Consider the following 20,953-nt stretch of genomic DNA (forward strand, 5'->3'; position numbering starts at 1 on the left):
CGTGTATCTCCTCATGAACGCGCCGTGGCGCGCTTCAGCCACGATCCTTCAATTGCAACCGGCATCATGCCGGCTGCACGTCACCCTGCCCTTGTCGTCATAGCCGAACCAGCTGAAGCGACGACCGTCTTCCGGGGTCACGCCAGTCAGGTACCAAGGGAAACGGGCGTCTTCATAGTGATAGGTCCGCGACAGCCCATCAGCGTGGGTGACGCTGACAAGCTGCCCGTGCGCACCGTAGGTGTACTGCGCATAGGGCACCCCACTGATCGTCATCGCCGCGATCTTCTCGTCTGTGGCATCTGCGTATGCCAACTCAAGCGTCCGGCCCGTGGAGTGCCTGATCTCCTTCAGCCGGCCCGCACCATCGTAGACATAGGCCAGTGTCGTACCGTCTTCGAATTCACGCCGCTGGAGCAGCCCCATTCGATTGAAGCGCAGGAGTTCACCGCGCCTGCTGACAGTCCAGCCATCATTGATGCGGTCCGCACGATCACCACTTCCGTCTGTCGCCAGGTAATAGTTGGTCTTCTGCTGGAAGGCGACGTGGCTGCCGTCTTCATCGATGAGGCCAACCACCGCTGGAACGTACGAAGTGACCAGGCCGTTGGCGATGCGGATGTTGTGGGAGTGGGTCCAGTTGGACCCGAAGCCGCCGCCGGCCACCGCCGACTTCGAATGGTAGTGCCGCATCAGCTGGATCCAGGGCAGGTCGAGTTCTGGTTCGTGCTGCACTTTCTCCCCCGTTGCGGCGTTGCAGGGGTTGCCTTTCATGGCCAGGCACTGCCTGGGCGACTGTCGGGTGGTGTAGGACATGAGCGATCGGTAGGTCGCCTCGGTATTGCCGTACAACAGACAGCCCCCCGCCTCTTCATCCCATTTCAGATCGCCCACATTCGGACAGGCCACTGTTCTGGAGCGCGTGGCATACGATGGGGTGGGGGTGGTGCAGCCGCCTCTCACCGTGACATAAGAGAGGGTGACCCCCTTCGTCCAGAGGCCGCTGCTGCTGTTTTCCGGATCCTTTCCAACGCCCTTCTGACTGACCCATTCCGGCGCTGGCACGCTGACCGGGCAGAGCGAGGCAGTGCCCGAACGCATGCTGGCCAGCAGCGCTTCCTCGGAGGTAAAGGTGTTTCCTCCGTAGGAATAGCTCCAATCACCCTTGTTGAGCGGCGTCGGCCTCACGCCGTAGTAGGTCACCAGATCGTCCCGGGTCATGGCGTGCCCCCGCACGCCCCACTTCACCGGCTCGGCGGCAAAGCCAATTCGCTTGCCCATCGCCTCAATGGCAGCCTGCGCGTCGCGCTCGCTCCGGTATTCCAGCGGGGCTGGCGTGCCGATCCTGTACCAGGTGTGGGTGACTTCCTGTGCCGACGCCCCGCCCGCGCACACGGCGGATAGCGCAAGAGCAACCCACCCGGCGCCCTGCCGGGCCCATGAATGTTCCTTCATTGGCATTCCTCGTCCTTGAGCGCGCCGCGCGCGCAGATCTCACAGCCCGAAGCGGGCGATTGCATCCGAAAGCGAAAGAAAACCAGATGATTCGGGCGGGAGCAAGGAACCAGCCGCACATTCTGCGGTTATTGGAGAAAAACCAGGCCTCCTGGGAGGTCGACGCGTTGCAGCGGCGTTATCGCTGACGCAAGAAGGTGCTGAAAGCGTCTTTCGCGCTCGTTGAGGCTGGCACGGTTGCTGCTGCCACGCGGACGGCGGTCGAGCGAGCTCGACGCTACGAGAGCAGGTGATCTGTCGAGCATGGTCGACGCTACGCCGCGATCACAAGGCCAGGGTGAGGGGGCACCCGCCGCGCTCCCGACACGCCTGCAGCGCGCATTCCCCCGCCGCTTCTGCATCATCCAGCGCGGTCAGGTCGAAGGTCTGCTTGTCCTCGCCCAGCACGTACATCACCGGGTAATCCCACACGTCGTCGCGGCGGATGCCGGTCACGAACAACCGCCCCTGCCCCTGCGGCCCGCCCAGGGCCACGGTGAGGGCGACATCGCGCCGGCCGTCGTAAGCCGTCTGCATGCTGCCCAGCGGCATCGCCTCGGCACGCAGCGGCTCACCGAGCACCTGCACCAGTTCGATGCTGCAGGCGGCGCGGCGCATCGCTTCGCGCATCGGCGGGCTTTCGTGTGCGGCCTCGCTCCAGCGCAGCACGCTCCAGGCGATCATGCCGCACAGCGCGCCCAGGAACAGCACCACCGACAGCGGCATGGCCCAGCGCCAGTGACGGCGCCACCAGCCAGGGCTGGCAGCGCGGTGGCCGGGAATCGGCGGTGGCAGATGCATCGGCGGGCTCCTTCCCGTGGGTCTGTCAGGGCTTCAGGCAGCGGTCCAGGAAGGCCTCGGCGACGCGGTAGCGGTGCAGTGCATCGGCACCGGACAGGCCGTGCTTGGCGCCGGGGTAGGTCATCAGTTCAAACGGCTGGCCACGCTTCTGCAGCGCGCTCATCAGGCTGGTCGAATTGGTGAACAGCACGTTGTCGTCGGCCATGCCGTGGATCAGCAGCAGCGGCGAGCGCAGGCCCTCGATGTGGGTGAGCACGCGCGCTTCGCGGTAGCCGGCTTCATTGCGCTTGGGCAGGTCCATGTAGCGTTCGGTGTAGTGGCTGTCGTACAGGCCCCAGTCGGTGACCGGTGCGCCGGCCACGCCGCAGGCATAGCTGTCCGACGCCTTGGCCAGCAGCATCAGGGTCATGTAGCCGCCGTTGGACCAGCCCTGCACGCCGATGCGCGCCGGGTCCACCCACGGCTGCTGCTTCAACCAAGCCACGCCACGCAGCTGATCGGCCACTTCCACCGTGCCCTGCTTGCCGTAGAGCGCGCCGCCGAAATCACGGCCACGGCGCGGGGTGCCGCGGTTGTCCAGCGAGAACACCACGTAGCCCTGCTGGGCCAAGTACTGGTTGAACAGGTGATCGCCACGGCCGGGCCAGCTGTCGGTGACGGTCTGGCTGGCCGGGCCGCCATACACGTACACGGCCACCGGGTAGCGCTTGGACGGGTCGAAGCCTGCAGGCTTGATGAGGCTGTAGTTCAGCGGGGTCTTGCCGTCGGCGGCAGTGAGCGTGCCGAACTCGATCGGGCGCTGCGCATCGCGGTAACGCGCATACGGATGCTTGGGATCGGCCAGGTCGTTCTCGAGCAGGGTGGCGATCTTCTCGCCGTTGGCACGGAACAGTTCGATCTGCGGCGGCGTGGTGCTGTTGGACCAGGTGTCTACGTAGACGCTGGCGTTGCGCGCGAAGCTGGCGGTGTGCATGCCCGGCGCCTGGGACAGGCGCTGCGGCTGGCCACCCTGCAGCGACACGGCGTAGATCTGGCTTTCGCGCGCCGAATCGATGCCGGCACGGAAGTAGGCCTTGCCGGCCTTTTCGTCGACGGCCAGCAGCTCATCCACCGACCAGTCACCGTGGGTCAGCGCAGTGGTCTTACCCTGGGCATCGATGCGGTACAGATGCTGGAAACCGGTGCGCTCGGACGACCACAGCACGCTGCCATCGTCGAGGAAGCGCAGGCTGTTGTGCAGCGGCACCCAGGTCGGGCTGGTCTCGTGCGCCAGCATGCGCGTGCCGTTGGCGGCCAGGTCCACTTCCACCAGGTCCAGCAGCTTCTGGTCGCGCGACTGGCGCTGGTAGGTGACGCGCTTGGCATCGCGCCAGTCGACGCGGGCCAGGTAGATGTCCTGTTCCTTGCCGAGGTCGATCCAGCGCGGCGTGGCGGCGGCGGCCGGCGCGATCACGCCCAGCTGCACGCGCACGTTGGCATCGCCGGCAGCCGGGTAGCGCTGTTCGACCACATCGGTGCGGTCGGCATAGACCTCGTAGCGCTTCTGCACCGGCACCGGCGCTTCGTCGATACGGGCGAAGGCAATGGCCGAATCATCCGGCGCCCACCAGTAGCCGGTGTGGCGGTCCATTTCCTCATCGGCGACAAACTCGGCCACGCCGTTGCCGATGGTCGCGCTGCCGTCGGTGGTCAGCTGCAGCTGCTTGCCGCTGGCCAGGTCGATCACCCACAGGTTGCGGCCGCGGATGAAGCTGACGAAGCCGCCCTTGGGCGACAGCTTGGCATCGGTGGCGAAGCCTTCGCCGTGGGTGAGCTGGCGCACGGCCGCTGCGCCCTGCTGCTTCAGGTCGTACAGGTACAGCTCGCCGCCCAGCGGGAACAGCAGGCGCTGCGCGTCCGGCGACCACTGGTAATCGACGATGCCGGTCATCGCGGCGATGCGCTGGCGCTCGCGGCGGGCCTTTTCTTCATCGCTGAGGGTTTCGGTGCCGGGCAGCACCACCTTCGAATCGACCAGCAGGCGGGTCTGGCCGCTGCCGATGTCGTAGCTCCACAGGTCCAGCTGGTTGCGGTCGCTGTCCTTGCCGCGCAGGAAGGTGACGCGCGAGCCGTCCGGGGCCACCTTGGGCTTCATCAGGGTCGGGCCGGACAGCGGCAGCGGGCCGGTGATGGCTTCCAGGGTGAGTTTTTCAGCGTGGGCGGCAGTGGTGGTGGCGAGCATGAGGGCGAGCGAGGCGAACAGATGGCGCATGGAAGGTCCCGGCAAACGGCAGGTCCGACACGCGCCAGGCGCGCAGCGGTCGTACCCCCATCCTAACCAAGCCGGTCTGCGAAGGCAGCATGACCTTCTGCCCATGGCGCCGTGCCGACCAACGGTCGGCACCTACCGTCGCCGGGGTCAGAGCCCTTTGCGTGGCAAAGGGATCCGACCCCCGGCTGGTCGGCATCCACCACCAGTAGATCCACACCATGCGTGGATGATGCCGCCCCTGGGCTGGTCAGCGCTGGCCGAACAGGAGCTTGCGCTCTTCCTCGCTCATCGGCTTGCCGGCGTTGGGGTTCACCTGCTTGCTCAGGGCGTAGGCGCGCTGGGTGGCCGGGCGCGCGGCGATGGCGTCGTGCCAGCGCTTCAGGTTCGGGAAGGCGGCGAAATCGACCGGAATCTTGTCGTAAGCGCCAATCCACGGGTAGCTGGCCATGTCGGCGATGGTGTATTCATCACCCGCCAGGAAGGCGTGATCGGCCAGGCGCTTGTCCATCACCCCGTGCAGGCGGCGCACTTCGTTGTCATAGCGCTCGACAGCATAGGGAATCTTTTCTGGAGCATAGACATTAAAGTGGCCCATCTGGCCGCTCATCGGGCCCAGCCCGGCCATCTGCCAGAACAGCCATTCCAGGGTGGTGACGCGGCCGCGCGCGTCGCTGGGCAGGAACTGGCCGGTCTTCTCGGCCAGGTACAGCAGGATCGCGCCGGATTCGAACACGCTCTGCGGGGCGCCGCCATCGGCCGGGGCATGGTCGACGATGGCCGGCATCTTGTTGTTGGGCGAAATGGCCAGGAATTCCGGCTTGAACTGGTCACCCGAGCCGATGTTGACCGGGTGGATGCGGTATTCCAGGCCGGCTTCCTCCAGCAGCAGGGTGACTTTGTGGCCGTTGGGGGTGGGCCAGTAATACAGGTCGATCATGGCGTCGGCTCGGGGTTCGGAAGGAACCTGAAGTCTAGTGCGTGAGTTGGCTTGGCACCGTCATGGTGGCCCGGTAACCTCGCCTCTCCCTCGAAACGCAGCATCCCCCGCATGAGTGCAAACCGCCTGCCGCCCTCCCCGCTGTCCAACCTGATCTTCGCCTCGCGCTGGCTGCAGCTGCCGCTGTACCTGGGCCTGATCGTGGCGCAGTGCGTCTATGTGTTCCTGTTCGGCAAGGAACTGTGGCACCTGATTTCGCATTCGGCCTCGATGGGCGAGCAGCAGATCATGCTGATCGTGCTGGGCCTGATCGACGTGGTGATGATCTCCAACCTGCTGGTGATGGTGATCGTGGGTGGTTACGAGACCTTCGTGTCGCGCCTGCGCCTGGAAGGCCACCCGGACCAGCCGGAATGGCTGAGCCACGTCAACGCCAGCGTGCTGAAGGTGAAGCTGGCGATGGCGATCATCGGCATCTCCTCGATCCACCTGCTGAAGACGTTCATCGGCACCGGCGCGCTGGGCGGCATTCCGCTGTGCCCGCCGGAGCGCATGGCCACCGCTGCCGCCAACATCGGCGAGCAGACCTGCGCCACCCTCACCGCCGATGGCGTGCTGTGGCAGACCATCATCCACTGCGTGTTCATCCTGTCGGCGATCGGCATCGCCTGGACCGACAAGCTGATGTCCGGCGGCCACGACAAGGCCGACAGCCACGGCAAGACCGCTGAGCATTGACCTGACGAGGCGATGGCGACACCTGATGTCGTCATCGCCTCTGGCCCGCCCTTGTACGCAAGGGTCGGCGGGATGCTAGATTGCACCCTCGCCGTTGCCGGCGGCGGCGTCGGGAAACGCCAGCCGCCACGCCCGGACCCCGGTCCCGGCCAGGCAGATACACGGCTTACGTAACGTCGTCTTCTAAAGGGGAGCAGGATGTCGCACGTCACAACGATCGCTGCCGCGCGCCGGTGGATGCCGGTTGCCCTGGCATTGGCACTGGCTGCCTGTTCGGGCAAGGAAGAAACACCGGCACCGGCCGCCGAAGGCGCTGCCGCACCCGCAACCACCCCGGCCGCACCGGCCGTGGCGGCCAAGGTGCAGTCGATGGGCACCGAACAGCTGCGCGATTCGGCCAGCCGTGCCCTGGCCGAGAACCGCATGTACGCGCCGGCCGGCGACAACGCCATCGAGTACTACCTCGCCCTGCGCGACAAGACGCCGGACGACGCCTCGGTGAAGAGCGCGCTGACCGACCTGCTGCCCTACACCCTGATTGCCGCCGAGCAGCACCTGGGCCGCGAGGACTTCGCCGAAGCCCAGCGCCTGGTGGCCCTGATCGAGAAGGTCGACCCGTCCGCGCCGGCCCTGCCGCGCCTGAAGGAAGGCCTGACCAGGAGCGTGCAGGTGGCCGCCAAGCGCACCGAGGACGAAACTGCCAAGGTCAAGAAGGACGCCGAGGACCGCGCCAAGCAGCTGGTTGAACAGCAGCGCCTGGCCGAGCAGCGCGCCAAGGAAGCCGACGCGGCCAAGCAGATTGCCGCCCAGCAGGACGCGGCCCGCCGCGACAGCGAGCGCCAGGACGCCGAACGCCAGGCCGCCGCGCGTCGCGATGCCGAACAGAAGCAGCAGCAGGCCGCGGCCCAGCAGGCCAGTGCCGCGCGCGCCGCCGCTGCGACCGCCGCGCCAACCCTGCGCCCGGTCAGCACCCCGGCCCCGCGTTACCCGGCCGAGGCCCTGCGCTCGGGCACCTCGGGCGAAGTGCTGATGGAAATCACCGTCGGTACCGACGGCTCGGTGACCAACGCCCGCGTGCTGCGTGCGACGCCGTCGCGCGTCTTCGACCGCGAAGCGCTGAATGCCGTGAAGCGCTGGCGCTTCGAACCGGTTGGTGCCCCGGTCACCACCCGCCGCACCCTGGTGTTCGCACCGGGCGGCTGATCAGGCCTCCGGTAGCGCCGGGCCATGCCCGGCGAGACACCCTCAAAAGGCCCGGAGCGATCCGGGCCTTGTCTGTTTCAGCGCTCGCCGTCGATCAGCTGCTGCAGCGCCGGATCACGCGCCGTCAGCACCTGGAAGAGGCCGAGCGCGTGCAATGCCGGCATCAAGCTGCGCAGATCGGTCTCGGCGGCAGCACGTGTGGCATCGCTGCCTGTCGGATCCTGCCAGTCGCGCACGCTGGCGAGGAAGGCGCCGACGCTGCCCTTGCGCACGGTCAGCCCGTTCACCTGCACGTCGTCCTGCTGGTCGGGAAGGATGTCCTGCGGTTTCATGGGAAGTGCTCCCTGGGGATGGACGCCCAGTGTCAGGCTTGCGGCGCGGCCGTTCTGCCGTATAACTGCCAATTGATATGGCAGACCAGCCAAACCCGACGCCCTTGATCGAACCCGCACTGGCTGACGCTGGCAGCGGGCACTGCCTGCTGGGCGCGCAGCTGGCAATGACAGGACCACGCCGCACCGCGCGGCACCGGCACGCACGCGGACAGTTGCTGGGTGCACATCACGGCCTGCTGCGCATTGAAGTGGGTAACCATCATTGGCTGTTGCCTGCCGGCCACGTCGCCTGGGTGCCGCCTGATCTGCCGCACGCACTCGCCAGCATCGGTGCCTTCGATGGTTGGAGCCTGTACTTCAGCACTGCGGCCTGCATCGCATTGCCAGCTGCGCCACGTGTATTCCAGCCCAGTGTGCTGTTGCAGGCGGCTGTACCGCGCGCCCTGCAGTGGCCGCTTGGCGCTCTGGGAGACGCGCAGCTGAGGCTGGCGGGCGTGATTGCCGACGAGATTGGCAGCAGCACGCCTCTGCCGCTTGCGCTGCCGCAACCGCTCGACCGTCGCTTGCGGCGCATTGCCGCCGCGCTGGCGCGCGCACCGCATGACAACCGTAGGGTTGAAGACTGGGCCCTTGCCAGTGCGCTGTCCGGCCGCAGCCTGGCCCGCCATTGGCTGGCCGAAACAGGCATGACGCTGGGCCAGTGGCGGCAGCGCCTTCGGGTGCTTCTGGCGCTGCCGCGTCTGCTGGCAGGGGAAACGGTCATCGAGGTCGCGTTGTCGATGGGCTATGACACGCCCAGTGCGTTCATTGCCGTGTTCAAGCGCGAGATGGGGGTGACGCCGGCGCGGTATGGCGTGCGGTGAAGCCCGTCATGGCGGATCGGAAAACAACGAGGCCCGGCATGACCGGGCCTCGCTGCACATCCGCCGGGCGTGGCCCGGCGCTACCGGTTGCTATCAGCCGGAGATGGCCAGGCGTTCCTGGTGGTAGCGGCGCACGGCGGCGAACCACAGGATCGCGGCGAGGCCGAGGCTGGCGCCCAGGTAGATCGCCCAGATGGTCGGGGTGATCACTTCGTGGCGGATCACCTTCAGCAGCATCTGGTTCTGCGACAGGAACGGCACGGCGTACTGCCACAGCTGGCTCTTCACCGGGTAGGCCATCAGCGCATAGCCCGGCAGCATCGGCAGCAGCACCAGCCAGGTCATGTGGCTCTGTGCCTCCTTCATACTCTTGGCCGCGGCCGACAGGTAGGTCAGCAGCGAGGTGCCGATCAGCAGCATCGGCAGCATCACCAGCAGCATCTGCACCATCGAGAGGATGTTCATGTTGAGCTGCCGGCCGACGTTGCCCGAGGCGAACTGGGCGCTGACCTTGAACGCGACCAGTGTCAGCAGCAGCGACACGAACCCGACCACGCAGGCGGCGCCGATCTTGCCGCTGACGATCGCGCTGCGCGAGCCGGGCGTGGCCAGCAACGGCTCCAGCGATTGCCGCTCACGTTCGCCGGCGGTGGTGTCCATCACCAGGTACGCGCCGCCGATGAACGAGGTCAGGGTCAACAGCACCGGCAGCAGCATCGACAGCATCATGCCGCGCTTGGCTTCGGTACTGGCCATGTCCTGGGTGGCCATGTCCAGCGGTCGTGCGACCTGCGCATCGACGCCACGGGCCATCAGGCGCAGGGCCCCCACCTGCCCGTTGTAGGTGGACAGCGCCGCCTGCAGGCGCGCCGTGGGCACCTCGGCGGCACGCCGCGTGCTGTCACGGATCACCTCCACCAGCGCCGGCCTGCCGTCGGCCCAATCCTTGCCGAAATCGGCGCTGATGCGCAGCGCCACGTCGATGTCCTGGGCGCGGATCGCCTCGGCCAGGTCATCCGGCGCCGCGGTGGTGTTCAGGCCCTGCGCGGCGAGGAAGCGGACCAGGTTCGGTGCGTGCTCGGCACCGATGGTGGGGATGTCCAGCGGCTGTTCGATCTGCGTGCGGAAGCGGCTTTCCGACAGCTTGCCCATGCCCAGGATCAGCAGCGGGTACAGCAGCGGGCCGAACAGCAGGGTCAGCGCCAGGGTGCGGCGGTCACGCGAGAGGTCGCGCAGTTCCTTGCGCATCACCGTCATCAGGGTCGACATCATGCTCATGCGTGCAGGCCCTCTTCACTGCCGATCAGTTTCACGAACGCATCTTCCAGATTGGTTTCGCCGGCCTGCGCGCGCAGTTCGTCGGCACTGCCTGCGGCCATCACGGTGCCCTTGGCGATGATGACGATGTGGTCACACAGCGCACCCACCTCCTGCATGATGTGGCTGGACAGGATCACGCAGCGGCCTTCTTCGCGCAGCCCCAGCAGGAACCGGCGCAACGCGCGGGTGGTCATCACGTCGAGGCCGTTGGTGGGCTCATCGAGGATGACGTTGCGCGGGTCGTGCACCAGCGCGCGGGCGATGGCGGTCTTGGTGCGCTGGCCCTGCGAGAAGCCATCGGTCTGGCGGTCGAGGATGTCGGCCATGTCCAGCGCGTGCGACAGCACTTCGATGCGTTCGCGGATGCGCTGCGCCGACAGGCCGTGCAGTTCGCCGAAGTAGGTGATGTTCTCGCGCGCGGTCAGGCGCTTGTAGACGCCGCGCGCATCGGGGAGCACGCCCAGGTGGCGGCGCACCTCGATCGGATCGCGGGCGGCATCGATGCCATCGACGGTGATGCTGCCCTGGTCGGGCGTCATCAGCGTGTACAGCATGCGCATGGTGGTGGTCTTGCCGGCGCCGTTGGGGCCGAGCAGTCCGGTGATCTGGCCATCGGCGGCGCGGAAGCCGACGTTGGCCACCGCCTGGACGCGACCGGTGCGGGTGTCGAAGGCCTTGTGCAGGTTGTCGGCGACGATCATGGGGTCCATCCGTTGAACGAGGTGAACGCCGGCACGTGGCTCAGCGTGTCCAGGCAGCTGGCGTCGAGCGCCTTGGCATCGTTGGCATCGATGAACTGGCCCAGCAGGCGCGGCATGCAGCCGGCGGTGAGGGTGCCGTGGCCCTGGCCGCGGGCGACCAGCGCGCGGCCGTTGGGCAGGCCCTTGAGCACCTGTTCGGCATAGCGCGGCGGAGTCACCGGATCCACTTCACCGGACAGCAGCAGCACCGGCAGGTCGCTTTTCAGCGGTGCGGTGAGCGTGGCCGCAGCCGGCTGGTGCGGCCACACCGGGCAGGCGGCGAAGAACGCACGCGCCGCTTCCGGGCCGAACAGATCATCGTCGCTGGTGGCCGGTGCCTGGTAACGCGGTGCATCCTCGCTGCAGATGACCGACCACTGCATGCCACGGTTGATCTGGAAATCCATGGTGCGGGTCGCGCCGCGTGCCAGCGAAGCCAGCGGCGCGTAGCGGCCCTGTGCGGCTTCGTCCAGCACCAGCGGCAGCAGCGAGGAATACTCGGGCACGTAGGAGAAGGCGAAGGCCAGGCCAACCACGCTGTCCGGGGTCAGCACGTCCTGGCGCGGCGCGTTGGTGCCCGGGTCGCGGTAACCAACGGTGACCGGTGCGCGGCGCAGGGTGTCGACCACGCTGCGCAGCTGGGTGCGGGTATCGACCGGAAAGCGCTTGCTGCACGCGGCATCCTTGCGGCACTGCGCGGACTGCAGGGTGATGGCGTTGTCGAAGGTGTTGGCGAACTCGCCGCCGACCACCAGGTCGTTGGGCACGACGCCGTCGATGACCAGGCTGCGCGTGTGCTGTGGGTAGGCGATCGCATAACGCTGGGCCACGCGGGTACCGTAGGAGCCGCCGACCAGGTTCAGCTTGTCCGCGCCCAGCGCCTGGCGCACCGCGTCCAGATCGGCGATGGCCTCGGCGGTGGTGTAGAAGCGTGCGTCGGCGCGGTCCTTCAGCGAATCCGCGCAGCGCTGCGCGTAGTCACGCAGCAATGCCTCGCTCGGCGCCGCGTCCTCGTCCATCTGCAGCGCCTTGCCGTCCGCGCCCAGGCAGCTGAGCGGGTTGGAACCGCCGGTGCCACGCTGGTCGATCAGGAACACGTCGCGCTGCTTGCGCACCTGGCGCAGGGCCGTATCGACGATGACCGCCACTTCGCTGGCCGCCTGGCCGGGGCCGCCGGCGAGGAAGAACACAGGGTCAGGCTGGCCGTTGCCGCTGTCATCCGATTCAAGCCAGGCAATGCGCAGGTCGATCCTGCGGCCCTCGGGATGAGCGCGGTCTTCGGGCACCTGCAGCGTGCCGCACTGGGCTTCGACGTTGGCGCTGGCTCCGACGGTGGTCAGCGTGCACGGACGGAACTCGATCGCCCCGTAGCGCTGGCTCGGCGTGTCGTTGCCGTCGGCGGCACCGGGAGCGGTTGCACTGCAGCCGGCAAGCATCGCGCCGGCAAACAGCATGCTGGCCGATCGCCTGGCCAGTCGGAAATGGTGTTTTTGCATCGTGCTTGATTCCCCTGGAGGACGTTCCTGTCGACCACGACGCAGCGCCGCGGCAGATGTGACCCACTTTCGAACAAACTTACACGGCCCCGGCGCTGGCGGCGATGGGCAATCGCGCTAGGCCGTTTCGGCAGCCGACACCAGGCGGTCGCGGCCTTCGGCCTTGGCCCGGTACAGCGCGGCATCGGCGCGGGCGATCAGCCCGGCCAGATCGCTATGGCCGTCATCCATGGCCAGACCGATGCTGGCGGTGACCGCCACCGGGCCGGTACCCAGCGGCGCCGGCCGTTGCTGCAGTGCATGACGGATGACCGTGGCCAGCCGCTCCGCTTCGCTGGCGCCGCCGGGCAGCAGCAGCAGGAATTCCTCGCCGCCATAGCGACTGAGCAAGTGCACGTGGCTGCGTGCGCAGTGCTCCAGCACGCCGGTGAAATGCTGCAGCACCTGGTCCCCGGCCAGATGCCCCCAGCGGTCATTGATGGCCTTGAAGTGATCCACGTCCAGCAGCAGCACCGCCAGCGGTCGCTGCAGGCGACGCACCTGCTGCAGCTGGTCGGCCCCGTCTGCCAGCACCGCGCTGCGGTTGAGCAGGCCGGTGAGGCCATCGGTACGGGCGGCGCGGCGCAGGTCCACCAGCAGGCGTTCAAGCAGCAGCAGGACCAGCGCGAAGCAGCGCGCCAGCTCCAGCATTATCCCGGCCAGGTAGGTGAGGAACATCGGCGAGCCCGCACGCATGATGTCCCCGCCCGCATCGGCATCGGCGGGCAGGAACAGGCGCACGACGTAGACCGCCGCTTCGGCGAGGAACACCGCCGCCGCCAGCCGGCAGCTGATGCGCTGTGCCGGCGGTGCATGGCGCAGCAGCAGGGCGGAGATCCAGGTGTTGATGATGATCGCGAACACGCTGAACACGTGCAGGCGCACGTCCAGGCTGGGCCAGGGCACCAGGAACAGGAAGATGCCGGCCATGAAGGCCGCGACCAGGCCCAGCGCGCGCCACAGCGGCATCGTCTGGCCCAGGTGCAGGGCCATGCCGCGCAGCATCAGTACGCTCGAGGCCGCCAGTGCCGCATTTCCGCCGAGGATGGCCGGTACCTGCGGCAGCCAGGGGCGCAGCCCCATCAGGATAACGCCCAGGGTCAGCAGCCACAGGCTGGCCGTCCACAGGCGCAGCACCGGCTGCCCGCGCAGCACCACCAGCAGCAGCGAAAAGCCTGTTGCGATGCCGATGCACAGCAGCAAGCCAAGTACACCGATGGTGGGAAGATCCAGGGACATGCGGTCCGTGCGTGCCAGGCAATGCCTGCATCCTAGCGCGTTCTGGCGAAACCGCTGTTGCAGGGGCGGCAGCGCACATGCCTGCAGCAGGCGGACTTTGCGGCGCACTTCGCATGAAAACGGTTAACACGTTCGCATTCGTGCACTTTTAGGAATGGTTGCATGGTAGTGGCTGCAACCGGTGTGGAGACTGCCCGCTCTTCCACACGTCCAGGGACGCACCCCATGCAGACACGCCTCCTGCTCGCCGTTGCCGCGACGCTGTCCGCAGGGCTCTTCCTGCCCGGCAGCGCGCAGGCGCACGGCACGTTGTCCAAACCGATGAGCCGCATCTACGCCTGTTACCAGGGCAATCCGCAGAATCCGACCAACCCCGCCTGCGCCGCCGCCAAGGCCGTGGGGGGGGCGCAGCCATTCTACGACTGGGCCGGCGTCAACCAGGCCCACGCCAACGGCAACCACCAGGCAGTCGTGCCCGATGGCCAGCTGTGCAGCGGCGGCAACAGCAAGTACCGCGGCCTGGACCTGGACCGCAGCGACTGGACGACGTCGCCGATCCGCGCCGATGCCAACGGTCGCTATACCTTCGAATTCCTGGGATCGGCGCCGCATGCCACCCGCGAGTGGAAGTTCTATGTCACCCGCGATGGCTGGAAGGCCAGCGACGGCCTGCGCTGGTCGGACCTGGAAGCGTTCTGCACGCTGGGCAACGTGCCGCTGTCCGAAGGTGGCGTGTACAAGCTGGACTGCCCGCTGCCCAAGCGCAGTGGCCAGCACGTGATCTACAACACCTGGCAGCGTTCGGATTCGGATGAAGCGTTCTACACCTGTGCCGACGTGCGCTTCGAAGGCGGTGACGTGACCCCGCCGCCGCAGTGGCAGGATGCCGGTGCGGTGACCGCACGCGGCGCGCTGGAGGTGGGTACCACGGTCTCGCTGCGCGTGTTCAACGCGGCCGGCAACGATGTGGAGCAGGTGGACGTGGTGCTGGCCAGCGGCCAGACCGCGCCCACGCAGTGGCCGCTGGTGCTGGCGCGCAAGGTCAACGCCAGCGCTGCGCAGGCGCGCGTGGGCATCCTGCGCGATGGCGTGATCACGCCGGTGGCCTCGGCCACGGAGAACCGTGTGTACCTGCGTCCGGGGCATCGCTTCCAGCTGGATACCAAGGTGCCGGATCCGGTGGATCCGGTGGATCCGCCCGGCGGCGACTACGACCATGTGTACCCGGCGGGCATCGGCAGCTATGTGCCGGGGCAGACCGTGGTGAAGGGCAGCGACGGCAAGCTGTATGCCTGCCGCCCGTTCCCGGAAGGCGCGTGGTGCAACATCAACGCCGAACCGTACCGCCCCGGCGTGGGCTCGGCCTGGCGCGATGCCTGGATTCCGTACTGAACCTTGATTGAGCGCGCTGCCGCCGAAGGCAGCGCGTACGCGCCGGCCGTCGCCGCTGCGATGGCCGGCTGCCCAGACACGAAGGAACACACCACATGAATTTTCTGAAATGGGACCTTGGCAATCTGAGAGCAGGCGATGTCCTGCGGATCACGCTGACCAGGGCGGCCAACGTCCGTCTCATGACCCCAAGCAACTTTTCCAGTTTCCAGAGAGGGAGTCGCCACCACTACCATGGCGGCCTGGTGAAGACGTCCCCGTTCCATATGACCATTCCATCGGGCGGCACCTGGCACCTGGTGGTGGACATGGCAGGCCTTGCCGGCACTACGGAGGCCTCGGTCGAGGTTGTGCCCCGACCGCTGCCGCCGGCCGTCTAGCCGGCCTACTTGCTGCTGACGTACTTCTCGCGGCGGATCTGCGGGTTGCCCAGCCCGGCGTCCTTCAGCGCCTCGGCGCAGGCATCGACCATGTCCGGGTTGCCGCACAGGTAGGCGATGTCGGTGGCCGGGTCCGGGCTGAAGCCGGCCAGGGCCTGCTGCACGTAGCCGTGGTGCACGTCGGGGTGCGGGTCGGCCGGCAGTTCGCGCGACAGGCACGGCACATAACGGAAGTTCGGGTGCTTTTCGGCGAAGCTGTAGAAATCTTCGCTGTACAGCAGCTCGCCCGGGCTGCGCGCGCCCTGCAGCAGGACCACCTGCACGCCGCGCTCGGCCATGGCCGTTTCCAGCAGCGGCAGCATCGACCGGTACGGGGTGACACCGGTACCGGTGGCGATCAGCAGGTAGCGGGCATTGTGGTCGCCGGGGTTCAGGCAGAAGCGGCCGTACGGGCCGGACGCACTGACCTGGCCGCCGAGGTCCAGCGCCTCGAACAGGGCCGTGGCGGCGCCGCCGGGCACGAAGCTGACGGCGATATCCACCGCCTCGCCCGGGCCCAGTGCGTGGTCATGGATGGTCGCCAGCGAGTAGCTGCGCTTGGTTTCGGTGCCATCGGCGTAGCTGAAATGGACCTGGATGAACTGGCCGGGCTGGAAATCCAGCGGCTGGCCGTCATCACGCACGAACTGGTAGTGGCCGACAGTGGGCGCCAGCATGCGGCGGCCGACCAGCTTGATGGGGAATTGGACAGGCACGACTTTTCGGGACAGTGTGTAGCCGGGGCAAGCCCTCGGGGTCTTCTATAATAGCCCCTCCCCGCCCCTCTCCAGCGCCAGCCCATGGGCGCGAAGGCTTCGAGCTTGGCTTCCCTGAACGATACGGCGCCCGCCCTGCGCGTGCGCGACCTGCGCAAGACCTATGACAACGGCACCCAGGCCCTGAAAGGGGTTTCCCTGGAGGTCGCCCCGGGCGATTTCTTCGCCCTGCTCGGCCCCAACGGCGCCGGCAAGTCCACCCTGATCGGCATCATCAGCTCCCTGGTCAACCTCAGCGAGGGCCAGGTGGAAGTGTTCGGCAGCGACCTGGTGCGCAACCGCAGCGCCACCATGCGCCTGATCGGCCTGGTGCCGCAGGAAATCAACTTCAACCTGTTCGAGAAGCCCTTCGACATCCTGGTCAACTACGCCGGTTTCTATGGCGTGGCCCGCGAGGAAGCGGAGAAGCGCGCCGAAGAGGAACTGAAGCGCGCGCACCTGTGGGAAAAGGCACAGGTGATGAGCCGCACCCTGTCCGGTGGCATGAAGCGCCGCCTGATGATCGCCCGCGCGATGATGACCCGCCCGCGCCTGCTGATCCTCGACGAGCCGACCGCCGGCGTGGACATCGAGATCCGCCGCGACATGTGGCGGGTGCTGAAGGAGATCAATGCCGCCGGCACCACGATCATCCTCACCACCCACTACCTGGAAGAGGCCGAGTACCTGTGCCGCAACCTGGCCATCATCAACCACGGCCAGATCGTCACCCAGGGCCCGATGCGTTCCCTGCTGGCCAAGCTCGATGTGGAAGGCTTCCTGCTGGACATCGACGGTGACCTGCCCGCGCAGCTGCCGGTGATCGAGGGCGCGACCCTCACCGCGCCGGACGCGCACACGCTGGACATCGACATGCCGCGCGCCATGGATCTCAACCGCGTGTTCGCCACGCTGAACGAGTCCGGCATCCGCGTGCGTTCGATGCGTACCAAGAGCAACCGCCTGGAGGAACTGTTCGTGCGCCTCACCGGCAACCAGGAGACCTCCGCATGAGCGGCACCCCGAATACGCCCGCTGCGCCGATCACCGACGCACAGCGCAACCGCATCGCCCTGATGACCATCGTGCGCCGCGAAGTGGCGCGCATCCTGCGCATCTGGGGCCAGACCCTGGTGCCGCCGGCGATCACCATGACCCTGTACTTCCTCATCTTCGGCGGCCTGATCGGCTCGCGCGTGGGTGACATGGGCGGTTACAGCTACATGCAGTTCATCGTGCCGGGCCTGGTGATGATGAGCGTGATCCAGAACAGCTACGGCAACATCAGTTCCTCGTTCTTCGGTGCCAAGTTCGGACGCCACGTGGAAGAGCTGCTGGTGAGCCCGATGCCGAACTGGGTGATCCTGTGGGGCTATGTGGCCGGTGCGGTGCTGCGCGGCCTGATGGTCGGCGTGATCGTGCTGATCATCGCCATGTTCTTCACTCCGGTGCGCATCCCGCACCCGCTGGTGACGTTGAGCACGGTGATCCTGGGCGCGACGATCTTCTCGCTGGCCGGCTTCATCAACGCGGTGTACGCCAAGAAGTTCGATGACGTGGCGATCGTGCCGACCTTCATCCTGACCCCGCTGACCTACCTGGGCGGCGTGTTCTATTCGGTGAAGCTGCTGCCGGGCTGGGCCGAGGCGGCCACGCACGCCAACCCGATCTTCTACATGGTCAATGCGTTCCGCTACGGCCTGCTGGGCAGCAGCGACGTGCCGGTGTGGGTGGCCTATGCGCTGATGCTCGGCTTCGTGGTGGTGCTGACGGCGCTGGCGCTGTGGCTGCTGCGCCGTGGCGTGGGCATGCGCAGCTGAGGGTTGCCTGCAGGGCCTGCGGCCCTGCATCCGCTGCAAGCCGGAGCAACGTCAACGTCAACAGCTGGGTATCCGTGGGTTGGCGGGGTGGGTCCGGTTGAGGGGGACGCCGTAAACCCATCCATGGGGGCTTGGTCGCGGCATCCATGCCGCTCACACCCCCTCAACCGGACCCACCCCGCCTTCGACAGTTGGCCGGTGGCCAGTAGATCCACGCCATGCGTGGATGGCGTAACGGTAGAGCCGGGCTAATGCCCGGCTCTTTTTTTGCCTGCGATCTCCGGCACAATCGCTGGAAGACTTCCCCCAGAAAACGGTGAACGTGCAATGCGCATCCTGATTCTCGGCGCCGGTGGTACCGGCGGTTACTTCGGCGGCCGCCTCGCGCAGGCCGGCGTGGACGTGACCTTCCTGGTCCGCCCGGCCCGCGCCAGCCAGCTGGACCGCGATGGTCTGGTCATCCGCAGTCCCGTAGGCGATGCCAGCTTCCCGGTGCAGCACGTCACTGCCGACGCCCTGCCCGCGCTTGCCGCGCAGCAGCCCTTCGACCTGGTCATCCTCAGCTGCAAGGCCTACGACCTGGACAGCTCGATCGATGCGATCGCACCGGCGGTGGGCGCCCACACCAGCGTGCTGCCCATCCTCAACGGCCTGCACCACTACGGCGCCCTGGATGCACGCTTCGGCCGCGAGGCCGTGCTCGGCGGCCTGTGCTTCATCAGCGCCACCAAGGCGCCCGATGGCGCGGTGCTGCACCTGGGCAAGCCGGCCAAGCTGACCTTCGGCGAGCGCGACGGTGGTGCGATCTCCGACCGCGTGCGCGCTTTCGCCGCCGCGTGTGCACAGGCCAACCTGGACCATCTGGCCAGCGAGCGGATCGGCCAGGAACAGTGGGTCAAGTACACCTTCCTCACCGCCTTGGCGGCCGCCACCTGCCTGCTGCGCGCGGACATCGGTACGATCGTCGCCACCGATGATGGCGAGGCCATCGTGCGCGGCCTGTACGACGAGTGCCTGGCCGTGGCCGAGGCAGCCGGTGAGCCGGTGCCGCAGGCCGCGCAGGATACCGCGCGCGGCACCCTGACCCAGGTCGGTTCTGCACTGAAAGCCTCGATGCTGCGCGATCTGGAAGCCGGCCAGCAGGTGGAAGCGGCGCACATCGTCGGTGACATGCTGGTGCGCGCACGCAAGGCCGAGCAGGAAGCACTGCTGCTGCAGGTCGCCTACAGCAGCCTGCAGGCCTACCAGGCGCAGCGCGGCGCGTGATGTCGGCGCCCGCGCCACTGCCGTCGCCGGTGCTGATCCTCGGCATGGGCTGGAGTGGGCGCGTGCTCGCCGCGCAGCTGCAGGCGCGTGGCGTACAGGTGTCGGGCACGGTGCGCGATCCGTCGTCGACAGTCGACGATGGACTGCAGCGGCACCGCCTGCATGCCGATGCCGCGCCGTCAGCGGCGTTGCTGGAGGCCATCGCACAGGCGCAGGCGGTGCTGTGCAGCGTGCCGCCGGATGCGCAGGGTGATCCTGCACTGCGCCAGCTGCTGCCTGTGCTGCAGGTCAGTAAGGCGCTGCGCTGGGTGGGGTACCTATCCTCGACTTCGGTCTATGCGGATCGCGGCGGTGGCTGGGTGGACGAGAACAGCGAGGCCGATGCCAGCGAAGCCGCTGGCGTGCAGCGCCGCCTGGCCGAAACGCAGTGGCAGGCACTGGCCGATGCACGCGGCATCGCCTCGGCGGTGTTCCGTCTGCCGGGGCTGTATGGCCCTGGCCGCAATGCGCTGCTGCAGTTGGCCGAGCGCCGCGCGCGCCATGTCGTACGGCCCGGGCTGGTGTTCAACCGGCTGCATGTGGAGGATCTGGCGGCCGTGGTCATCGCGGCGATGCAGCGACCCACGCGGGATGGACTGTACCTGCCTGCCGATGACGAGCCCGCGCCACCGCAGGATGTGCTGGCCTATGCCGCGCAGCGGGGTGGATTCCCGCTGCCAGCGGCAGTGGCCTGGGATGACCCGGCGGTGAGCGCAACGCTGCGGCGCTTCTACGCCAGCAACAAGCGCATCGACAGCCGCGGCACGCGTGAGGCGTTGGCGTGGGCGCCGAAGTTTGCGACGTATCGGGAAGGGCTGGAGGAGCTGGCCGCTGCGCGCGGCGCCTGATCCGCACCGCTGCGCTCGCCGGGCATGGCCCGGCGCTACCGCCCTGCGTGCACCGCTCTTGTAGAGCCGAGCCCATGCTCGGCTTGCGGCAGCCGAGCATGGGCTCGGCTCTACAGGATCAACCTGCGTCGGGCAGGCGGAAGAACGTGCGCGTGGCAGCCGTGGCATTGGCCGCGGTCACCGCTACGTCTTCGCCACGGTCGCGGGCTAGTTCCTCGACGATGTGCGAGAGGAACATCGGTTCGTTGCGGCGATCCTTCGGCATCGGCTTCAGCGTACGCGGCAGCAGGTACGGCGCGTCGGTCTCGATCATCAGGCGGTTGGCCGGGATGTTCTTCACCAGTTCGCGCAGGTGCGCGCCACGGCGCTCGTCGCACAGCCAGCCGGTGATGCCGATGTACCAGTCCTGGTCCAGGTAATCGAACAGCTCGTCACGTTCGCCGGTGAAGCAATGCACCACCGCCGGGCCGAGGCGGCCTTCGAAGTTCTTCATCTGCGCCATGAAATCGGCATGCGCATCGCGCTGGTGCAGGAACAGCGGCTTGCCATTGTCCGCGGCCAGCTGCAGCTGGCGCTCGAACGCGCGGTGCTGCGCCGGGCGCGGCGAGAAATCACGGAAGTAATCCAGCCCGCACTCGCCCACCGCCACCACTTCCGGGTGCGCATGCAGTGCGCGCATTTCGGCGTCGCACTCCTCGGTGTATTCCACCGCGTGGTGCGGGTGCACGCCGGCGGTGGCGTACAGGAAACCGGGGTGCTGCTGGGCCAGCTGCACGGCCAGCGGGGAGTGCTCGCGGCTGGCGCCGGTGATGACCATCTGCACCACGCCGGCCTGCCGTGCACGGTCCAGGACGGCATCGCGGTCGCGGTCGAAGGAGTCGTGGGTCAGGTTGGCGCCGATATCGATCAGGTGCATGGTCATCGCGGGGGAAAAGTGCCCGCGCATTGTACCCGCGCC

20 protein-coding genes are annotated in these 20,953 nt (G+C 67.5%); 9 read left to right on the plus strand and 11 right to left on the minus strand.

Annotation, left to right across the window (positions count from 1 at the left end; all coding sequences use genetic code 11):
* Nucleotides 1–48: 48 nt before the first annotated feature.
* The 4 genes from IAE56_RS10925 to IAE56_RS10940 form a co-directional block, all read right to left on the minus strand.
* The gene (locus tag IAE56_RS10925) at nt 49–1,455 is read right to left on the minus strand and encodes a DUF6531 domain-containing protein (RefSeq protein ID WP_200752560.1); all 1,407 of its coding nucleotides are present in this window, start codon (nt 1,453–1,455) and stop codon (nt 49–51) included.
* A 324-nt stretch (nt 1,456–1,779) separates the two neighbouring features.
* Nucleotides 1,780–2,295 (minus strand): cytochrome c oxidase assembly factor Coa1 family protein, encoded by a 516-nt coding sequence (locus IAE56_RS10930; RefSeq protein ID WP_200752561.1) that lies wholly within the window; start codon nt 2,293–2,295, stop codon nt 1,780–1,782.
* Between the two features lie 25 nt (nt 2,296–2,320).
* A complete protein-coding gene (locus IAE56_RS10935) occupies nt 2,321–4,546 on the minus strand; it encodes a S9 family peptidase (RefSeq protein ID WP_200752562.1) in 2,226 nt (741 codons plus the stop codon).
* Nucleotides 4,547–4,793: 247 nt separating this feature from the next.
* Nucleotides 4,794–5,483, minus strand: coding sequence for a glutathione binding-like protein (locus IAE56_RS10940; RefSeq protein WP_200752563.1), 690 nt, complete (start codon nt 5,481–5,483; stop codon nt 4,794–4,796).
* Nucleotides 5,484–5,594: 111 nt separating this feature from the next.
* Here IAE56_RS10940 and IAE56_RS10945 point away from each other — a divergent pair, with 111 nt between their 5' ends.
* Together IAE56_RS10945 and IAE56_RS10950 are read left to right on the plus strand one after the other, a co-directional pair.
* On the plus strand, nt 5,595–6,221 hold the full coding sequence (locus IAE56_RS10945) for a TIGR00645 family protein (protein ID WP_108770408.1): 627 nt from the start codon (nt 5,595–5,597) through the stop codon (nt 6,219–6,221).
* Nucleotides 6,222–6,419: 198 nt separating this feature from the next.
* On the plus strand, nt 6,420–7,424 hold the full coding sequence (locus IAE56_RS10950; protein WP_164074517.1) for an energy transducer TonB: 1,005 nt from the start codon (nt 6,420–6,422) through the stop codon (nt 7,422–7,424).
* Nucleotides 7,425–7,501: 77 nt separating this feature from the next.
* Here the strand turns inward: IAE56_RS10950 and IAE56_RS10955 are convergent, their stop codons facing one another.
* Complete coding sequence (locus IAE56_RS10955; protein ID WP_108770410.1) at nt 7,502–7,756, minus strand: hypothetical protein; 255 nt, start codon at nt 7,754–7,756, stop codon at nt 7,502–7,504.
* A gap of 77 nt (nt 7,757–7,833) precedes the next feature.
* Between IAE56_RS10955 and IAE56_RS10960 the strand changes: the two genes are divergently transcribed.
* Entirely contained in the window at nt 7,834–8,622 is a 789-nt protein-coding gene (locus IAE56_RS10960) for a helix-turn-helix transcriptional regulator (protein ID WP_200752564.1), read from the plus strand.
* A 93-nt stretch (nt 8,623–8,715) separates the two neighbouring features.
* Here the strand turns inward: IAE56_RS10960 and IAE56_RS10965 are convergent, their stop codons facing one another.
* The 4 genes from IAE56_RS10965 to IAE56_RS10980 form a co-directional block, all read right to left on the minus strand.
* Entirely contained in the window at nt 8,716–9,900 is a 1,185-nt protein-coding gene (locus tag IAE56_RS10965) for an ABC transporter permease (protein WP_200752565.1), read from the minus strand.
* Nucleotides 9,897–10,643, minus strand: coding sequence for an ATP-binding cassette domain-containing protein (locus IAE56_RS10970; protein WP_108766759.1), 747 nt, complete (start codon nt 10,641–10,643; stop codon nt 9,897–9,899). The genes IAE56_RS10965 and IAE56_RS10970 overlap by 4 nt, the downstream gene beginning before the upstream one ends.
* On the minus strand, nt 10,640–12,178 hold the full coding sequence (locus IAE56_RS10975; RefSeq protein ID WP_200752566.1) for an alpha/beta hydrolase: 1,539 nt from the start codon (nt 12,176–12,178) through the stop codon (nt 10,640–10,642). The genes IAE56_RS10970 and IAE56_RS10975 overlap by 4 nt, the downstream gene beginning before the upstream one ends.
* A 117-nt stretch (nt 12,179–12,295) precedes the next feature.
* Entirely contained in the window at nt 12,296–13,456 is a 1,161-nt protein-coding gene (locus IAE56_RS10980; protein ID WP_234456024.1) for a GGDEF domain-containing protein, read from the minus strand.
* Nucleotides 13,457–13,681: 225 nt separating this feature from the next.
* Here IAE56_RS10980 and IAE56_RS10985 point away from each other — a divergent pair, with 225 nt between their 5' ends.
* Together IAE56_RS10985 and IAE56_RS10990 are read left to right on the plus strand one after the other, a co-directional pair.
* A complete protein-coding gene (locus IAE56_RS10985; RefSeq protein ID WP_200752567.1) occupies nt 13,682–14,848 on the plus strand; it encodes a lytic polysaccharide monooxygenase in 1,167 nt (388 codons plus the stop codon).
* A 95-nt stretch (nt 14,849–14,943) separates the two neighbouring features.
* The gene (locus tag IAE56_RS10990) at nt 14,944–15,228 is read left to right on the plus strand and encodes a DUF1883 domain-containing protein (protein ID WP_200752568.1); all 285 of its coding nucleotides are present in this window, start codon (nt 14,944–14,946) and stop codon (nt 15,226–15,228) included.
* 5 nt (nt 15,229–15,233) lie between these two features.
* On the opposite strand, the gene IAE56_RS10995 is transcribed toward IAE56_RS10990, so the two are convergent.
* Nucleotides 15,234–15,983: a ferredoxin--NADP reductase gene (locus IAE56_RS10995; RefSeq protein WP_200752569.1), complete on the minus strand. Its 750-nt coding sequence runs from the start codon at nt 15,981–15,983 to the stop codon at nt 15,234–15,236.
* Nucleotides 15,984–16,067: 84 nt separating this feature from the next.
* Between IAE56_RS10995 and IAE56_RS11000 the strand changes: the two genes are divergently transcribed.
* From IAE56_RS11000 to IAE56_RS11015, 4 genes are all read left to right on the plus strand, one after another.
* The gene (locus IAE56_RS11000) at nt 16,068–17,036 is read left to right on the plus strand and encodes an ABC transporter ATP-binding protein (RefSeq protein ID WP_188115453.1); all 969 of its coding nucleotides are present in this window, start codon (nt 16,068–16,070) and stop codon (nt 17,034–17,036) included.
* A complete protein-coding gene (locus IAE56_RS11005) occupies nt 17,033–17,842 on the plus strand; it encodes an ABC transporter permease (RefSeq protein ID WP_200752570.1) in 810 nt (269 codons plus the stop codon). Before IAE56_RS11000 ends, IAE56_RS11005 begins: the two co-directional genes overlap by 4 nt.
* A gap of 327 nt (nt 17,843–18,169) precedes the next feature.
* A complete protein-coding gene (panE, locus tag IAE56_RS11010; RefSeq protein ID WP_200752571.1) occupies nt 18,170–19,108 on the plus strand; it encodes a 2-dehydropantoate 2-reductase in 939 nt (312 codons plus the stop codon).
* Nucleotides 19,108–19,995: an NAD-dependent epimerase/dehydratase family protein gene (locus IAE56_RS11015; protein ID WP_200752577.1), complete on the plus strand. Its 888-nt coding sequence runs from the start codon at nt 19,108–19,110 to the stop codon at nt 19,993–19,995. Before panE ends, IAE56_RS11015 begins: the two co-directional genes overlap by 1 nt.
* Before the next feature lie 118 nt (nt 19,996–20,113).
* On the opposite strand, the gene IAE56_RS11020 is transcribed toward IAE56_RS11015, so the two are convergent.
* Entirely contained in the window at nt 20,114–20,911 is a 798-nt protein-coding gene (locus tag IAE56_RS11020) for a TatD family hydrolase (protein WP_108770777.1), read from the minus strand.
* Nucleotides 20,912–20,953 lie beyond the last annotated feature (42 nt).

The organism is Stenotrophomonas sp. S41, assembly GCF_016624625.1.
Classification (GTDB): domain Bacteria; phylum Pseudomonadota; class Gammaproteobacteria; order Xanthomonadales; family Xanthomonadaceae; genus Stenotrophomonas.

Coding starts and splice junctions, on each gene's coding strand:
- IAE56_RS10925 (WP_200752560.1), bottom strand. CDS start 1,455: ATGAAGGAACATTCATGGGCCCGGCAGGGCGCCGGGTGGGTTGCTCTT.
- IAE56_RS10930 (WP_200752561.1), bottom strand. CDS start 2,295: ATGCATCTGCCACCGCCGATTCCCGGCCACCGCGCTGCCAGCCCTGGC.
- IAE56_RS10935 (WP_200752562.1), bottom strand. CDS start 4,546: ATGCGCCATCTGTTCGCCTCGCTCGCCCTCATGCTCGCCACCACCACT.
- IAE56_RS10940 (WP_200752563.1), bottom strand. CDS start 5,483: ATGATCGACCTGTATTACTGGCCCACCCCCAACGGCCACAAAGTCACC.
- IAE56_RS10945 (WP_108770408.1), top strand. CDS start 5,595: ATGAGTGCAAACCGCCTGCCGCCCTCCCCGCTGTCCAACCTGATCTTC.
- IAE56_RS10950 (WP_164074517.1), top strand. CDS start 6,420: ATGTCGCACGTCACAACGATCGCTGCCGCGCGCCGGTGGATGCCGGTT.
- IAE56_RS10955 (WP_108770410.1), bottom strand. CDS start 7,756: ATGAAACCGCAGGACATCCTTCCCGACCAGCAGGACGACGTGCAGGTG.
- IAE56_RS10960 (WP_200752564.1), top strand. CDS start 7,834: ATGGCAGACCAGCCAAACCCGACGCCCTTGATCGAACCCGCACTGGCT.
- IAE56_RS10965 (WP_200752565.1), bottom strand. CDS start 9,900: ATGAGCATGATGTCGACCCTGATGACGGTGATGCGCAAGGAACTGCGC.
- IAE56_RS10970 (WP_108766759.1), bottom strand. CDS start 10,643: ATGATCGTCGCCGACAACCTGCACAAGGCCTTCGACACCCGCACCGGT.
- IAE56_RS10975 (WP_200752566.1), bottom strand. CDS start 12,178: ATGCAAAAACACCATTTCCGACTGGCCAGGCGATCGGCCAGCATGCTG.
- IAE56_RS10980 (WP_234456024.1), bottom strand. CDS start 13,456: ATGTCCCTGGATCTTCCCACCATCGGTGTACTTGGCTTGCTGCTGTGC.
- IAE56_RS10985 (WP_200752567.1), top strand. CDS start 13,682: ATGCAGACACGCCTCCTGCTCGCCGTTGCCGCGACGCTGTCCGCAGGG.
- IAE56_RS10990 (WP_200752568.1), top strand. CDS start 14,944: ATGAATTTTCTGAAATGGGACCTTGGCAATCTGAGAGCAGGCGATGTC.
- IAE56_RS11000 (WP_188115453.1), top strand. CDS start 16,068: ATGGGCGCGAAGGCTTCGAGCTTGGCTTCCCTGAACGATACGGCGCCC.
- IAE56_RS11005 (WP_200752570.1), top strand. CDS start 17,033: ATGAGCGGCACCCCGAATACGCCCGCTGCGCCGATCACCGACGCACAG.
- panE (WP_200752571.1), top strand. CDS start 18,170: ATGCGCATCCTGATTCTCGGCGCCGGTGGTACCGGCGGTTACTTCGGC.
- IAE56_RS11015 (WP_200752577.1), top strand. CDS start 19,108: ATGTCGGCGCCCGCGCCACTGCCGTCGCCGGTGCTGATCCTCGGCATG.
- IAE56_RS11020 (WP_108770777.1), bottom strand. CDS start 20,911: ATGCACCTGATCGATATCGGCGCCAACCTGACCCACGACTCCTTCGAC.